Source organism: Vibrio kyushuensis (genome assembly GCF_050337325.1).
In the GTDB taxonomy this organism is placed as follows: Bacteria; Pseudomonadota; Gammaproteobacteria; order Enterobacterales; family Vibrionaceae; genus Vibrio; species Vibrio kyushuensis.
The window spans coordinates 349,399-364,375 of sequence record NZ_JAKJSV010000005.1; the positions used below are offsets into that span (position 1 = coordinate 349,399).

Genomic DNA, 14,977 nt, shown 5'->3' on the forward strand with positions numbered 1-14,977 from the left:
AACTAACACTAATTAGGTGATTATGATGAGAAATATACTATACGCATTACTAATAACTTTTGTATCTCCAGTGTTTGCTGACGACCAGATTACGTTCGCAATCGTTCCACAACAATCTGCGAGCCGCCTTGCTGAGCTATGGTCACCTATCATGGAGTATTTGTCAGAAAACACAGGGGAAAAGTTCGAGTTTTCAACCGCTAAAAATATCCCAATGTTTGAAGAACGTTTAAGCGCTAGCGAATATGACTTTGCCTATATGAATCCTTATCACTACACAACGTTTAGCGCTAATCCCGGCTATATGTCTATTTCTAAAGCAAAAGATAAAAAGATCAAAGGTATCATTGTTGCAAGAAAAGACAGCAATATAAAAGACTTAAAAGAACTAGACGGTAGTACCCTAGCCTTCCCTGCTCCTGCTGCTTTCGCAGCGTCGGTTCTTACTCGCAGTGTACTTAAACAAAAAGGGGTAACTTTTGAGCCTGATTATGTATCGTCTCACGATTCCGTTTATCTCGCCGTAGTCAAAGGTCTATATCCTGCCGGTGGCGGTATCATTCGCACATTCAACTCCATCGATGAGTCACTTCGTGATCAATTAACGCCCATATACACCACTAAAGGTTACACACCACACGCTGTTGCACATCACCCTAGAGTCGATCCTGAATTGGCAGCAAAAGTTCAATCATTACTTGCTGCGCTTCATGATACTGAAGAAGGACGAGCTCTATTAAAGCCTCTCAATATAAAGGGCTTTGTAAATGGTGCAAACAGTGATTGGGACGATGTACGTGCTCTGAACATCGATGAGATTAAACAGTAAAACTGACCTAAACTTAAACCATAGGTAGGTGAAATATGACTTTTCGAGCAAAAACAATAATCGGTATAGCACTGATCGAAATAGTACTACTTATGTTCCTTGTTTTTAGTTCTATGTCATTTCTATCCGAATCAAATGAAAAACAATTAATACAACGCGCTAATTCAACCGCGACCATGTTTGCTAATGCTACAAAAGACGCGGTTCTCTCTACCGATATTGCTACCTTAGAATACCTCGTTAGTGAATTTATGACGTTAGAAGGCGTTCAGTACGTAAAAATAGTAAGACATGGAAAAGTACTTGCCTGTGATGGCGACATGGACTTACTGAAACGAGACATGAATATCGATGACAAATTAAGCAATGTCTCTGATGGTATTTTTGATACTCGCGTCCCCATTATTAGTGGCGGCACTCAGTATGGGCATATCGATATGGGGTTTGGTACTGCCGCCATCAGTAGCATGCTCGAAACGGCTCAAAAATCCATTGTGGGTATCGCCTCCATAGAAGTTATTCTTGTTGCTATTTTCTCATTTATCTTAGGAACCTACCTAACGAAAAGCCTAGTACGTTTAACAACTGCGACTAATATGCTCAGTGAAAAAGGGCCGGGTTACCAGCTTAATGACACTTCTAAAGATGAGTTTGGTACTTTAGCCCGAGCGTTTGATAACATGTCGAGCAAATTAAATAAGAGTTATACCGACTTAAAATCAGCGCGAGCAGAAGCCGAGAATGCCTGTGAATCAAAAGGCCGCTTCCTTGCTTCTATGTCTCATGAAATTAGAACACCAATGAATGGCGTGCTCGGCATTTTATCGCTGCTCGAAGAAACGCCTCTCACTAAACAGCAAAAACAACTCGTTAATACAGCAACAACTTCAGGCGGTTTCTTACTCTCTGTAATCAATGATATTTTAGATTTCACTCGTATGGAATCCAACACCCTTCTATTAGAGCAACAACCATTTAACTTCAGAGAGTGTGTTAACAGTGTCATCGACAGCTTTAGCCCTGAAGCGAAAAAGAAAGGCCTAATTCTTCACTGTTTTGTTGATGGTACGGTACCGAGTATGGTCACAGGTGACGTGAATAGAGTGCGCCAGATCTTTCATAATTTAATTGGCAACTCACTGAAGTTCACAACTGAAGGTAACATTACCATAAAAATTGATGCGGCGACTGAAGGCAATGATTGCAAGATTATTTGCACGGTTTCTGACACAGGTATTGGTATCAAAGAAGAGTCACTTGAATACCTTTTTGAAGAGTTCACGATGGTTGATCAAACTTATTCCCGTACTCAAGAAGGTTCCGGGCTAGGTTTGGCTATTTGTAAACGTCTGTGTGAACTGATGGATGGTAGTATTGAAGTCTTTAGCCAGTATGAACAAGGAAGTACCTTCACCTTCGCTATTAATTTAAAACTCGCTGATTCGCTTGTCAGTCATGTCGCCCCTTCAAATCCAGTGCTCGCACAAGAGCTTAAAGATGCAAGAATACTTGTTGCTGAAGACAATAAAGCTAATCAACTCGTCATCAAAAATATGTTCTTGCATGCCGGTGTTGACATCGACATTGTAGATAATGGCGCTAAAGCCGTCGAGCAAATCAAGAATTATACTTACGATATTGTGTTTATGGATATTTCCATGCCAGAGATGGATGGTATTGAAGCGACAAACATTATTCGATCTATCGACGACGAAAAAATGCAATCACTTCCTATCATTGCATTGACTGCCCACGCACTTAGCGGAGACAAAGAACACTTTATTTCTGCTGGTATGACAGATTATTTATCAAAACCTGTACGTTTATCTCAGCTAATTGAAAAAATTAACTTATTCTTATCAGATAAGCTTCAGTCAGCCGAGGTATTAATGATAGATGACGCAGTAACAACGACAGTTTCCGAGCCAACTATTATTGTTGAAGAAGATAGTATTGAAGAAGATAGTGTTGAAGAAACTATTGTTGAAAAAGTGAATGATAACGAGGTCAATGATATCAACATTGCTCAGTTCGTTGACGAAACCATATTGATACAAATGATCGAAGACACGAGTGCAGAAGTTATACCTATTCTTATCGACCACTACCTGGAAGAGACAGAAGTTCGTCTTAATAACATCCTTCAAGCATCTAAGGATAAGAACATCGACCAACTCGAATTCGAAACGCATACGTTAGGCAGTTCATCTCTAGCTCTAGGTAACCGTTCTCTTTCGGAAATATCACGCGATATAGAAAAATTATGTTTGGAGAAGAAAAATGCTCACGCCTTCGACTTAATTCCAACGTTGCAAAGTATCGCTAGTAAATCGATTAAGGCAATCATCGCTAGAAAAGAGCTTGGGTTTGTCACCTCTTCAAGCTAAAGGTTGAGCGTTTTCTGTACTAGACCACGAGTTGCAGCAGGAACATTTTTCTATACAGATACGTTATTTGATAAAGACATAGTAATCATGTAACAGATTGAATATTGGATGGTTCCTTTATTTTATAGGTTATGTTAATTACTATAAGTAATATGTTTCATAAAATAATAACAAGGACGTCGACAATGAAACCAAAGGTACTCCTAGTAGAAGACTCAACATCTCTCGCTGTACTTTATAAACAATATGTTAAGGACGAACCTTACGACCTGTTTCACGTAGAAACCGGACAAGAAGCGATAGCCTTTATAGAACGTAACGTCCCTCATCTCATCATATTGGATTTAAAGCTTCCTGATATGTCTGGCGAAGATATATTAGACTGGATATCTGAAAATCAGATCCCTACTTCTGCCGTTATTGCTACTGCGCATGGTTCAGTGGATATTGCTGTCGGCCTCATTCAAAAAGGGGCGAAAGACTTCCTGGAAAAACCTATCAAAGCCGATAGGTTAAAAACTTCTATAACCCTTCACTTAAAGCAGGCAAAACTAGAACACTTAGTCGAAGATATTGAAACTAAGTTTGACCGAAAACGATTCCACGGCTTTCTTGGTGGGTGCCTACCCATGCAGGCGGTGTACAAGGTCATTGACTCTGTCGCACCGACAACGGCTAGTGTATTTATTAACGGTGAAAGCGGTACTGGTAAAGAAGTTTGTGCTGAAGCTATCCATAAAGAGAGCCAACGTAAAAAGATGCCTTTTGTCGCCATCAACTGCGGCGCAATTCCTAAAGATTTGATGGAAAGTGAGGTCTTTGGCCACGTAAAAGGCGCATTTACTGGGGCAAGCACTGATCGCAAGGGTGCAGCACAGCAAGCAGATGGTGGAACGCTGTTCCTTGATGAACTTTGTGAAATGGACTTAGAAATGCAGAAGAAGCTTTTGCGCTTCTTACAAACGGGAACATTTACTCCGTTAGGTGCAACCAAAGAGACCAAAGTTAACGTTCGTATTTTATGTGCGACCAATCGAGATCCATTAGTGGAAGTCGAGGAAGGTCGATTTAGAGAAGATCTCTATTATCGTGTTCATGTTGTCCCTATCGAGATGCCCCCCTTACGTGAAAGAGGCAATGATATTGCAGTATTGGCTAATCACTTCCTTAAACTCTACGCGAAAGAGGATGGTAAAAAATTCTCAGGTATTAACAACGATGCTGAAGCACTGTTGAAAAAATACCAATGGCCCGGTAACGTTAGGCAACTTCAAAATATTATTCGAAATATTGTGGTTCTCAACGATGAATCAAAGCTTTCTATTGCTCATCTACCAGAGCAGATCCTTAAACATAAAGCGACAACGTCTCCAAGGCCAGAGTCCATTGCACCACCTTCTCTAGCACCGTCACCAGCGCAAGAAGCCCTAATGGCACCAAGTACACCAGACACAATGGGTGTGCAGCCCCCGACCCATGGCGGAGCGATCAGGCCAATGTGGCAAATCGAGCGAGAAACGATACAAAACGCGATTGATTTTTGCGATGGAAATGTTCTTAATGCAGCGGTTTTATTAGAACTCAGCCCTTCTACTGTCTACCGTAAGAAACAGGCATGGGAATCTGAAGATGAACACAGCACCGTCTGATTTAGTGTCTTCTTTCACTTCAGACTCATTTAAAATGAAAAAGGTTTGGCTATTAATAGATAGCCTTGCCTTTGGTGGCATTGAGACCCATGTTTTTGAATTAGCGAACGGACTTAAAAAGTTTGATATTGATGTCTCAGTTGTTTTTATTGCGCATTACGGTGAACAAGCGCAGCTTGCCGATAAACTAGAAAAGGCATCAATTAGCTACTTCTATCTCAATCACGCCTTCCCTTCTAGCGGCGTTTATCAGTCGCTAAAGCAAGCTATCTTAAAGTACCAACCCAACTTGATTCATGCCCATGGGTACAAAGCGAGCATCTATAGCCGCCTTGCTCGTAAACTGATACATGACGGCCCATTTAAGCAAATCTCAACATTTCATGCGGGTGAAACACCAAAAGGAAAAGTCTGGCTATACGATTTTATTGATCGATATAGTGCTTTTTTTTCAGACGCTCGTTTATCCGTCAGTCAGCTAATCAAAAGAAAGCTACCCTCTCACTCGTATACCCTTAATAACTTTATAGACACAACAAATATTGATTGTGCTAAAGGCAGTCAAATAGCTTTTGTAGGGCGCTTGAGCCATGAAAAAGCCCCCGACCGATTTCTTAATTTGGCCATAATAAATCCTGAACATGAGTTTCACTGTTACGGAAGCGGGCCAATGGAGTGTGACCTAATTAGTCGTTGCCCAAGTAATCTCACCTTGCATGGTCACCAATCGAATATGGAATCAATTTGGAAGAATGTAGATTTATTGGTTATTCCATCTCGATATGAAGGTCTTCCCATGGCTGGGTTAGAAGCGATGGCGCGTGGTATCCCCCTTCTTTGTACGAATGTCGGGGATCTAAGCGAATTAATTGAACATCAAAACAATGGGTTTATTGTCGATAACGAAGGAGATCTTCAACAACAATTACAACTATGGCTATTGATGAGCGAGTGCGATAAACAGAAAATTCGACATGCAGCAAAACAGACTATTGAGCAACATTACTCGACAAAAAGTGTGCTCCCGCAGCTTTTAGATATCTATCAAATTTGATTCTCAATTTGAGAAATCAATTCCTACAAAAAAAATCAACCAACTAACAACCACAAATCAACAACTTAGCCTCCGCAAATAGTTGGCACCTCTATTGCAGTTATCCCTATAGAAATAAAAACTCAATTTCAGATTGAAACTAAAGGGGTAACAATATGAAGACGACTAAGCATATTTTATTTGTACATTATGGAGATGACTGGATTCGTGGTAGCGAGCAGTGTCTACTTGATTTGGTTTCAAATATTGATCGTAGTCGCTTCACTCCGTTTATCTTAACCAACAACCCTTCACTGCATGACGAAATGATTAATGCAGGAATTCACAGTGAACTAGAATCTTTTTCTATTCTACTAGGTTGGTCTTCGCCTCGTTTCAATGTACGAGCGTGGTTACGTCAGGTAAAACAAGCAAAACAATATATCGCAAAAGCAAACATTGACTTAATTCACGTTAATAGTGGAGCGCCATGTCAGTGGATGTATACCGTAGCAAAAGTGACCAACACCCCTATGGTTACTCAGCTTCACTCTGACTACCCTGCACGTGACCGTGTAACTCTAGGTCTGCATTTCTCACCAAAAATCATTGCGGTAAGTAAAGCGATCACTCATCAACTGATTAAAGATGGATACCCACAAGAACGTCTATCTATCGTACACAACGGAATTGATGTCGAAAGGCTTGAAAATCAAGCCCCTGTCGATGTTAAGAAAGCACTGAATATCGATGAAGATGCCTTCACGTTCGCAACGGTAGGCTCCCTTATTCACCGTAAAGGCGTTGACCGTCTACTCCTTGCCCTTCGCCACCTTCTTTTAGAGTATCCAAACGTTCATTTAGTTGTTATCGGTGATGGACCACAAAGAGCAAATCTAGAACAGCAAGCTGACTATTTACACCTATCAGACCACGTCCACTTTGTGGGTGAGCAAAGACACGTACAAGGTTGGTTAAAGGGCGTTGATGGATTTGTAAGTGGCGCTCGTCAAGAAGCGTTCGGACTTGTTGTTGCAGAAGCAGCCCTTGCGGCTCTGCCCGTTATTGCGCCATTTGAAGGTGGTATTCCAGAGATTTTGACTCACAAGAATAACGCTGTGTTTTACAAAAATAACGGGACTGGTCCTATCGTTAACGCCATGCGTGCTGTCGTAAAAAACAGAAAAAGTGCCAAGACCATTGGTCTTAGAGCTAAAGAGCACATCTTAGAAACTCATACCGCGACTCACAATGCTCGAGCAATTGAGAAGATCTACGTTCAAGCTATTTCCGAAAATCAGCAACCAACGACCTCTTTTTGGCAAGCAATTAGCCCAATTAGAACGTTCCTTGCAAATCGTATCGCATAAGGAAATAGCTATGAATATCCCAATGAATCATTACCTTATATTTGATCCTGTTGCGTTTCTTGGTGGCTCAAAAATCGCGAGTAAAGAAGCATTGCTACTCACCAACCCAAACCATTCAAAATATACAATTTTAACTGCGCATAAAGAGTCATGGTCTAACGATGATTTTTGTAAACAGCATCAAGTCAACGTAATAACCGTTCCCTCAATTGCAGGGTTAAGTAAAGTTGATAATGGATTAGGTTATTGGCTAAAACAGTGTATCTACACGCTATTCATTTTGGCGGTATGGTTACGTAGCGAGAAAATCACAGCCCTCATAGGGAACTCTGGTCCTGGTGTTGATATGTCTCTATACATTGTAAAAAAACTCATCAACATCCCTATTATTCAGCTAATTCACGGACCGATAGAGAAATCACGTTCGGTAGGATACTGCCTTACAATTGCTGACCGTGTCTATTATCTATCTTCGGCCAAGAATAGCGTTTACAAAGCACTAAACCATTACCTGAGAACGAAGCTTTCAGGCGTCGATGCCTATGCACTTAGCAACTACCTTTTATTAAGTGAAAATTATCAAAGTTTTCAAAATGGTATATCTAACATGCATTGGCCTAGCCGAGTTCAGTACGACTTCCCGACTATCTTTTGGTGCGCATCACTGCTTAAGTGGAAAGGCTTGGACATGCTCACCGAGTCGGCAAAAAAGTTAGATAAACAATCACCGTTCGCAGCGAATATCTGCTTCATTCGCCCGATTGATACCTCTTTGCCAACATGTAATGCACCAACTCTGCTTCCGCATGTTCAATGGTATCAAGAGCCCAAAAACCTCGACGAAATTCGTAGCCGTAGCAATATATTCGTTTCAACAAGCCGTAATGAACCGTTCGGCCTATCGATCCTTGAGGCTATGGCCGCTGGAATGTGCATCATCATTCCCGAAGACAACGCATATTGGGACCAAGTACTAACTCATAATGTGAACTGTATTAAATATGAACCTAACTGTGTTAGCTCATTAACCGAAGCGATTTCGCGTGCGACTCAGGACGTCGATTTAATAAAAACACTGGGCAGTGAAGCCTTTAACGTGGCCAAGCAATACCAAGCTGAAAATTGCTATCGTTCTCTTGTTAATGGATTAAACCATCCTGACTTTATCAATGAGGAACCATCACTTATACCAACGAAAGCTATTCGTTAAGGTGATTACCATGTCTTTTAATAAAATGTCTCTTAATAAAACATTTCTTAATAAGGGGCTATTCAATAAGATTCCTAACTCGCTAAAAAATATGCTTATTTACGCGGTTAGTATATTTCTTGTAAAAGGCATGTCCCTTATTATGCTGCCCATCGTTGCGCAGTTCTTATCACCTGCGCAGCTTGGTAAATTAGAGCTACTGGCAACGACGACCGTTTTCCTAAGTCTGCTTGTTGGGTTTGCCATGCACGAGAACCTTTATCGCTTTGTTGGAGAGCTAAAATGTAAGATCGAACAATTTAATAAGGTCAGTGAACTCTACACCTATGCTGTTTTGTTATCGCTTATCGTCGCGACGTTAGTCACTGTTCTTCTGTTTATGCTGCCTTCACTTAAATCCATTTTCACATCAACAGATATAGCACTGCTTTGTATTGTGCTGGGGTTTGAGAGTGCGTTAGGGATCAGTATGGCATGGTTGAGGTTTCAAGACCGCGCGAACGTTTTCTTTGTCATCAGTGTGTTAAGCAGTGTTCTACAGGTGTCTGCTGTTATATTTGTTCTTTATACCGCTCCTGTCGTGACATATATCTATGCTATCGGTGTTTTAACGGGTGTATTTCAACTCGTGATACTACACAGAGTCAATCAATTCACTTGGGTGTGGGCCGGCCTTAAGAACCTAAAAAGCTTACTAAAATATTCTATACCTTTAATGCTTTCTACACTTGTAGCTTTTGGGTTAACAGGCGCTGAAAAATGGATTATTGGCTATTCTTTCTCTATCGAGGTTCTTGGTCTTTATTCGGTGGCTGCAAAGTTCTCGTTAGCAATGTGTATTCTTATTCAGCCCTTTAGTATGTGGTGGATGCCAAAACGCTTTAATGCACTGATGTATCAAGGTAAGTCTTATACGACGCAAGTGACGCAATGTGGATTGGTTTATATCTCGATCCTGACTATAACCGTCGCCAGCGCGAGCCAAATATTCATCGCATGGACACTTCCTCAAGCCTATATCACCGCAACCGAGTTACTTTCAGGGGTGATACTGATTGCCTTATTTAAAGAACTGTCTGACCTAGTCAATATAGGTATTCTGCAACATAAAAAGACCCAATTGATATTAATGATCAATAGTGCATGTACCGTAGGGGGCCTTGGGCTATGTTGGGCTCTAGTGGGGTATGGTGTCTGGGGGATCATAGTATCCATTGCCATTGCTCAGGTAACTCGAGCAACACTGATTCTCTACTTTAGTCAGCGGTTAATCAAACTGCCCTACCAGTACTCTGCAATACTATTGATTTTAATTAACACTCTCAGTTGCTTAGCGTTAAGCTTTTTCAATCAGCACCCTCTATGGTTAATCCTGATTGCTCTGTTTGGTGCTATATTTAATTTGGCGGTCGCATATCGATTCAAGTTCTTAGATGCATTTGAATTACCTAACCTTTCCCGCTATTTTCCGAGCGTGATTAGAGGACTGTAATGACAACCAAACAACGTTATCTCTCAACATTATTCATCTCATTATTGTGTTGTGTGATCAGCGTTGTTTGGTATTTTGTACCTCACCCCGTTATTCCCATCGTTCTTGCACTTATCCCGTTAGGCGCCCTGTTTGTATTAAGCCAAACCTTTTGGTTGGTGACGTTGTTTGTACTTTTTTCATTTTTTCGTATTCACGAAGCCATTCCTGCTCTCTACTCATTAAAAATCCCTTTGATGCTATCCCTAGGTGCACTTTCAGCACTACTTTGGCATACCTTAGTAAGTAAGCAGATTAAGGTGTATTGGCATCGCTCGTTTACTTGGCTCTCTATCTTCTGGGTACTCGTAATTATTGGAATTCTGTTTGCCTCTAGTCCTGGTATCGCCATCGCGAGCTTTAAATCTGTGTATTGGAAGATCATTGTCATGACGCTCGCTATCGCGTGGCTTGTGAACAACAATAAGAACATTGGTCGTATCGCTATCCTGATCACACTCTCAGGTGCGTTAATTGCCAGCGTCGCTATCTTTAATTCAATCAATGGAATCGACCTAGTAGAAGGCACAAGAGTATCAATTGGCCGCAGTATTGGATCAATGTTGGGGGATCCAAATGACCTATCGTTAGTTCTGATGTTTCCACTTGCGTTCTCAATTGCACTTGTTACGACCAAAGGCGTTCCAATTCCGAGTCGACTTATCGCCTTAATCACCACCTGCTTATTAATGAGCGCAATCATCGCGACTCAAAGTCGTGGTGGTTTATTGGGGTCAATTGCCGTTATTGGTATTTATGCACTTAAATTAATTCGCTCAAAAGTATTGCTTATCTCACTTGGCGCTATTGCAGGTATCATTCTCTATTTTGTAGCGGGCATTTCCGATAGGTCATCTGGAGGCGCAGCAGAGGAAGGAATTGATGAGTCAGCAATGGGTCGTTTATACGCATGGGAAGCGGCCTTTAAAATGGCACTGCATAATCCACTAACAGGTGTTGGAATAGATAATTTTTATGCGAATTATTTTTTTTATAGCCCACATTGGGATGGCCTAAACCACGCCGTTCATAGCACATGGTTTGGTGTACTAGCCGAAACGGGCTTTTTAGGGCTTATTGTATTTATTGGATTCATTACTTCGTTAATATTGAGCGCAAGAAATACCCTAGCAGCGATAGCTAAGAATCCAGATCACTATTCCGCTAACCTTATCGTTGCCGCTAATGCTGTTTACGCTGGGCTTATCGGCACCATTGTGTCAGGAACATTTCTTACCCAAGGTTTTAACTGGCCGATTTATATTCTTGCCGCGCTCACCGTTGCGGTCGCTAATATTACTCAGACTCAAATCAATGAGAACCAAGCTTCTTAAAATCCAAACTCCAAAGTTAGCAATTAGCAATTAGCAATTAGGCCTGGAATTGCCCAAATTAACTATGCAAAACAATTCTCAATTTGAGAATCATTAAGTTGCATAATAAAACCTGCAAACAACACCCACCTTAAGTTATTGATATTTATTAATTAATGTTTTGGCACAATCTGTGTAATAGAACTAATAACTCTTACAAAAGCACAGGTGACAATATGTTGGCTACTCGCGTAAATGATATGAAGATATGGCTACAATGCCACCCAAATCCAACTTATCGCGGTCTGTTTTTGATTCTCAAAAAGATTCGCATGTTTGAAATACCAACGCCTCAAGTACTAAATAAGCTGATCTATAGTGTGTATAAACTCACCTGTACCATTTGGCAATCACTGACCCGAGTTCTGTTCCATACGCCTGCATTTAAAGGCCGGTTAAATCAGTATGGTCGTGGACTGTTTCTATATGGCGGCATTCCATTTATTTCTGGCCCACTCGAAATTAGCCTAGGTAAAAACTGCCGAGTTTCCGGCCAAACCACCTTCAGTGGAAGACCATCAACCAGTAACCCTCAGCTTATTGTAGGTAAAAATGTTGATATTGGATGGCAAACAACGATTGCTGTTGGCCGAACGGTCATTATCGAAGACAACGTACGAATTGCGGGTCGAGCATTTTTATTTGGCTACTCCGGTCACCCCCTTGATGCCCACCGCCGCGCTCTCGGCGAGCCAGATGACGAATCACAAATAGGTGATATTGTTCTAAAGAAAGATGTTTGGCTAGGCACTAATGTCACAATTCGCCAAGGCGTTAAAATTGGTGAAGGTACTGTAGTTGCAGCAGGAAGCGTGGTTGTCAGTGATCTTCCTCCGTATGTTATCGCCGCAGGAAATCCTGCCAAGGTGGTTAAAACCATCGTCTCACATCAACATGGGGAATAACGCCATGCATGATCTAATCGTATTCGGTGAAGACTTTGGAGGTCTTCCCTCTAGCACCCAGCACATCATTAAACGCTTGGCTGCGCAGCGTAAAGTTGTCTGGGTTAATTCAATCGGTTTGCGTCAACCCAAGTTCAATGCTCACGACGGAAAACGCGCAATTAACAAGCTTCTTGGCCGGTCTAAAGGTGGCTTCTCGACACCCAGTAATACATCTTCTCAAGGTGATGAAATGAATGCGGAAGAGAAGAGATCCTGCGGTAATGTCACTGTTGTTAACCTTAAAACCATACCTGCACCAAAATCAGGGCTCGCTCGGAGTATGGCTAAATCAATGATGCTTGCCCAGCTTAAGCCTCTCTTACAGCAAGCCAAACTCAATGAGCCTGTGCTTTGGTGTTCTCTTCCTACCGCCGCTGATCTTTGTGGGTACATGGGCGAATCAGCAGTCGTTTATTATTGTGGCGATGATTTTTCATCGCTCGCAGGGGTGGACCATTCAGTCGTCTCAGAGCACGAATCTAAATTGATAGAAAAAGCGGACCTCATATTCGCGGCAAGTGAAGAGATGCAGTCTCGTTTTCCTGCCTCCAAAACACAGTTACTGCCCCATGGTGTAGATTGTGATTTGTTCTCAACGGCAGCACCAAGAGCATCAGACCTACCGAACAGAGGGCGTCCAGTCGCAGGTTTTTATGGCAGCTTATCTAATTGGCTTGATTACGACATGATTGAACAGGTTGTGGCTAATAATCAGGATTGGGACTTTGTGTTTATTGGTCCGCAAGAGCTAAGCCAATCAAAACTGCCTAAAAGCAGCAATGTTTTTTACCTCGGTCCAAAGCCTCATCACGAATTACCCCGATATAGCCAGCATTGGGATGTAAGTCTGCTACCCTTTAAATTGAATGAGCAAATTATTGCATGTAGTCCCTTAAAATTAATGGAATATCTTGCTGCTGGACGTCCAATAATATCGACCTCTTTTCCCGCTTTAGAAGCATACAAACGCTACGTAAATGTAGTAAATAATAGTGAAGATATGAGTATTGCGTTACAAGCAGCTAGACATCAACAGCCATTGCCTTCAGGGATTGTAAATCAGCACAGTTGGGACGCACGCAGTGAATTTGTTGACTGGATGTTGGAGCTTCTATGAATGAATTAAAGTTTCGATTGATCATAATATTTAGTGCAGCCTGGAGACGGCGCTATCTCATCTGTTTACCCATTCTGATTTTACCTTTTATCGGAGCCGGAATTTCGAAACTTGCACCAACAACTTACCGTTCTCATACCAGCATGTTGATTCAAGAAACCGCCAAAATGAATCCGTTTCTTGAAGATATAGCAGTTTCTACCATGTTAAAAGATCGTCTTAATGCATTAAGCACACTTCTAAAGAGCCGCCATGTTCTGCACTCTGTAGCCTTAGAACAAGGCCTAATCGACGAAAATACTGCACCTGCCAAAATTGATCAGGTGATGTATGACATATCATCCAGTTTGAATGTCTCCCAGCTTGGTAAAGACTTTCTCAAAATAGAACTGAAATCCGATAAAGCCGAAGGGATGAAGGAACTTCTTCAATCGATCAGTGATCATTTTATAGAGCAATTGTTAGCACCAGAGCGTTCATCCATTAAAGACTCTAGTGAGTTTCTAGCCTTTCATATCGACAAACGCCAAAGTGATCTAGATACAGCAGAAAATGCACTCGCCGATTTCAAAAACGAGAACTCATCCGTTAGCCCTGAAATGCAGGCACAAAGCTTAAATCGTCTTGCGACACTCAAACAGAGTCTATCGGAAAAAAAGGCGGAACTCGCGGGGGTTAAAAAAAGCCTCGGTAGCCTCGATGAACAACTGTCAAAAACGAACCCTGTCGTAGGTAAAATAGAAGAGCAAATAATAGAGATTCGAAGTGACCTTAGCCTTTTAAGAGCTCGTTACACTGAAGAACACAGTGCAGTGCAAGCGAAAAAGAGAGAATTATCTCGATTGGAAATCGAACGTACCTCTTTGCTAAAAGTCGAACAACCTAACCTAAGCAGTGACCAACTTTGGGATATTGCGAGCACGTCAACGGTGTCTGATCTTTCAGAAGTACAGCCATTACTAGTCACGCAACTTCACAGTTTACAACTCGTTCGTGGTCAGTACGAGTCATTAAATGAAGAAACCAAAAGCTTAAAACAGATGATTTTTGAGCTTGAGCAAAAAGCCAATAACTTTGGTGACAATGCGAAAGCACTTTATCGGCTACAACGTGATGTCCAAATAAAACGACAACTGTACGATGAGTTAGTCGAGCGCTATGAAATGGCTCAGCTAACAGGCTCTCTTGGTATTTTTGAACAAAACAAGCGTGTTAAAATCATCGATTTACCTTTTTCACCAAGTGGCCCCTCTAACCTTCCATCCATTGTTTTTGTCATAGCAGGCATTGTCGCTGGTATTGCTCTTGGCTGTGGTTTAGCCACAATCGTTGAACTTTTCGATACATCCGTTCGTCGTAAAGATCAGCTTGAAGAGCTTACAGGGGTTCCCGTTATTACTATCATCCCTAAAATAGATGCCTAGTTAACGCTAGGTTCTCTTCATTTTCAAAATAAAGCACCGTCTTCAATTTGTTATTCAATTCGATTCTCATTTTGGAATATTCATAATAAAACACCAAAAACCACCCT

General features: G+C 41.5%; 11 protein-coding genes. All 11 read left to right on the forward strand.

The window, feature by feature from the left end; all coding sequences use genetic code 11:
• The first annotated feature begins 25 nt into the window (after nucleotides 1–25).
• The 11 genes from L4D20_RS13195 to L4D20_RS13245 all read left to right on the forward strand — a co-directional run bounded on the left by L4D20_RS13195 (nucleotide 26) and on the right by L4D20_RS13245 (nucleotide 14,870).
• The gene (locus L4D20_RS13195; protein ID WP_428802145.1) at nucleotides 26–829 is read left to right on the forward strand and encodes a phosphate/phosphite/phosphonate ABC transporter substrate-binding protein; all 804 of its coding nucleotides are present in this window, start codon (nucleotides 26–28) and stop codon (nucleotides 827–829) included.
• Between the two features lie 35 nt (nucleotides 830–864).
• Complete coding sequence (locus L4D20_RS13200) at nucleotides 865–3,216, forward strand: ATP-binding protein (RefSeq protein WP_428802056.1); 2,352 nt, start codon at nucleotides 865–867, stop codon at nucleotides 3,214–3,216.
• Nucleotides 3,217–3,401: 185 nt separating this feature from the next.
• Nucleotides 3,402–4,865, forward strand: coding sequence for a sigma-54-dependent transcriptional regulator (locus tag L4D20_RS13205; RefSeq protein WP_428802057.1), 1,464 nt, complete (start codon nucleotides 3,402–3,404; stop codon nucleotides 4,863–4,865).
• Nucleotides 4,846–5,919, forward strand: a complete 1,074-nt coding sequence (locus L4D20_RS13210; RefSeq protein ID WP_428802058.1) for a glycosyltransferase family 4 protein — start codon at nucleotides 4,846–4,848, stop codon at nucleotides 5,917–5,919. The genes L4D20_RS13205 and L4D20_RS13210 overlap by 20 nt, the downstream gene beginning before the upstream one ends.
• Nucleotides 5,920–6,074: 155 nt before the next feature.
• Nucleotides 6,075–7,268: a glycosyltransferase gene (locus L4D20_RS13215; protein ID WP_428802059.1), complete on the forward strand. Its 1,194-nt coding sequence runs from the start codon at nucleotides 6,075–6,077 to the stop codon at nucleotides 7,266–7,268.
• 10 nt (nucleotides 7,269–7,278) lie between these two features.
• Nucleotides 7,279–8,478, forward strand: coding sequence for a glycosyltransferase family 4 protein (locus L4D20_RS13220; protein ID WP_428802060.1), 1,200 nt, complete (start codon nucleotides 7,279–7,281; stop codon nucleotides 8,476–8,478).
• 10 nt (nucleotides 8,479–8,488) lie between these two features.
• Nucleotides 8,489–9,970 (forward strand): lipopolysaccharide biosynthesis protein, encoded by a 1,482-nt coding sequence (locus tag L4D20_RS13225; RefSeq protein WP_428802061.1) that lies wholly within the window; start codon nucleotides 8,489–8,491, stop codon nucleotides 9,968–9,970.
• Nucleotides 9,970–11,343: an O-antigen ligase family protein gene (locus tag L4D20_RS13230; RefSeq protein WP_428802062.1), complete on the forward strand. Its 1,374-nt coding sequence runs from the start codon at nucleotides 9,970–9,972 to the stop codon at nucleotides 11,341–11,343. The genes L4D20_RS13225 and L4D20_RS13230 overlap by 1 nt, the downstream gene beginning before the upstream one ends.
• A gap of 215 nt (nucleotides 11,344–11,558) precedes the next feature.
• A complete protein-coding gene (locus L4D20_RS13235) occupies nucleotides 11,559–12,287 on the forward strand; it encodes an acyltransferase (protein WP_428802063.1) in 729 nt (242 codons plus the stop codon).
• A 4-nt stretch (nucleotides 12,288–12,291) separates the two neighbouring features.
• Nucleotides 12,292–13,446 carry a glycosyltransferase gene (locus L4D20_RS13240; protein WP_428802064.1) on the forward strand — a complete coding sequence of 385 codons (1,155 nt, stop codon included), beginning with the start codon at nucleotides 12,292–12,294 and terminating at the stop codon, nucleotides 13,444–13,446.
• Complete coding sequence (locus tag L4D20_RS13245) at nucleotides 13,443–14,870, forward strand: GumC family protein (RefSeq protein WP_428802065.1); 1,428 nt, start codon at nucleotides 13,443–13,445, stop codon at nucleotides 14,868–14,870. The genes L4D20_RS13240 and L4D20_RS13245 overlap by 4 nt, the downstream gene beginning before the upstream one ends.
• Nucleotides 14,871–14,977: the final 107 nt, after the last annotated feature.